The sequence below is a fragment of the Tersicoccus solisilvae genome, assembly GCF_014643255.1.
Taxonomy (GTDB): Bacteria; Actinomycetota; Actinomycetes; order Actinomycetales; family Micrococcaceae; genus Tersicoccus; species Tersicoccus solisilvae.
The window spans coordinates 1-1472 of record NZ_BMJI01000041.1; the positions used below are offsets into that span (position 1 = coordinate 1).

Consider the following 1472-nt stretch of genomic DNA (forward strand, 5'->3'; position numbering starts at 1 on the left):
CATCTGAGGTGAAACTTAGGTGGTGGCGGGGGTGGTGACGAGGTATCCCAGTGCGGTCAATTCGTGGACGAGGTGTTGGGCGCGTTGTCCTGGCCGGCGTCGGGTGAAGTAGTCGGCCCCGAGTTCGCGGTAGGGCTGGTCCCGGTCGATCATGTAGTAGACGGCGACCAGCAGGGAGTGCTCGAGAGCGCCGATGGCCTTCGCGTATCCGCGTCTGCTGGCGATGCGGTGGAATTGGGCGTTGGCGTAGGTGTTCTTCGAGCGGGACGCTGCCATCGCCGCGTCGTGCAGGTAGGTCGTCAACCACTTGTTGCCCTTCCGGGTCCGGCCCGACCGGGACTTGCCGGCGGACTCGTACTGGCCCGGGCAGCGCCCGGCCCAGGACGCGAGCCGTCCGGCGGAGCCGAACACGCTCATGTTGACCCCGATCTCAGCGATCAACCCCTCGGCGGTGCGGCGATCGACACCGACGGCGGTGGTCAGCAGGTCACGCTGATGGGCGAAAGGGGTGATCACCCGGTCGATCTCCTCCGAGAGGCGGCCGATGGCCTCGTCGAGGTAATCCAGTTTGGCCAGGATCTCCCCGACGATCAGGGCGTGATGGTCGCTGAACCGTCCGGTCAACGCCTCCCGCAACGCGGGGATCTTCTTCCGCAGACTGGTCCGCGCCAACTCGGAGAGCACCTCGGGGTCACGAGTGCCCTCGACCAGTCCCCTCAGCATCGCCCGCCCCGAGACGCCGAGGATGTCGCTGGCGACGGAGGACAACTTGATCCCCGCATCCTGCAGGACCTTGTCCAGTCGCTGCGCTTCACGGCCCCGTTCGTCGATCTGCGCCTTCCGGTACCGGGTCAGATTCCGCAGCTGCCGGATCGGTTCCGGCGGCACGAACGAGGCCGTCACCAGCCCGTGAGCGGTCAACTCCGCGATCCACGCCGCGTCCGCCGCGTCGGTCTTGCGTCCGGGCACGTTGTGCATGTGCCGGGCGTTGAGCAGCCAGCAACCGAACCGGTCCTCCAGCACGTAATACACCGGCTTCCAGTAGACCCCGGTCGCTTCCATCGCCACCAACGTCACCTTCCACTGCGCCAACCAGTCGGCCAACGCGAGCAGCTCCGAGGTGGTCGTCCCGAACGTGTGCAGCTTCTCGACCACGTCACCACCGGTGGTGACCCGCACGCACGCGACCACCGTGTCCTTGTGCACGTCCAATCCCGCGCACCGCTCGACCAACGTCTCCATCACGTTGCCTTCCCTCTCACCGGCCCCCACGAGGAATCACCCGGGGAACCCCACCAAGAAGGAATCTGAGGTACGCGCTCGAAGCAGCAGTTCCATGTGCCCAGAGGCTCCCACGCCACGCTATTGAACGGGCTCCCTGGCACCATGGATGTCCGACGTCGACAGGCGACCCAACCCACATGTTTCTCCCGCTCCACGCGGGCCGCAAGGCCCCAGCCCGCTATTGACGA

1 protein-coding gene is annotated in these 1472 nt (G+C 66.3%); it reads right to left on the reverse strand.

The genetic code is table 11. The annotated features are described in order from the left end of the window. Positions 1–15: 15 nt before the first annotated feature. On the reverse strand, positions 16–1242 hold the full coding sequence (locus IEX22_RS15265; RefSeq protein WP_188669254.1) for an IS110 family RNA-guided transposase: 1227 nt from the start codon (positions 1240–1242) through the stop codon (positions 16–18). Positions 1243–1472 lie beyond the last annotated feature (230 nt).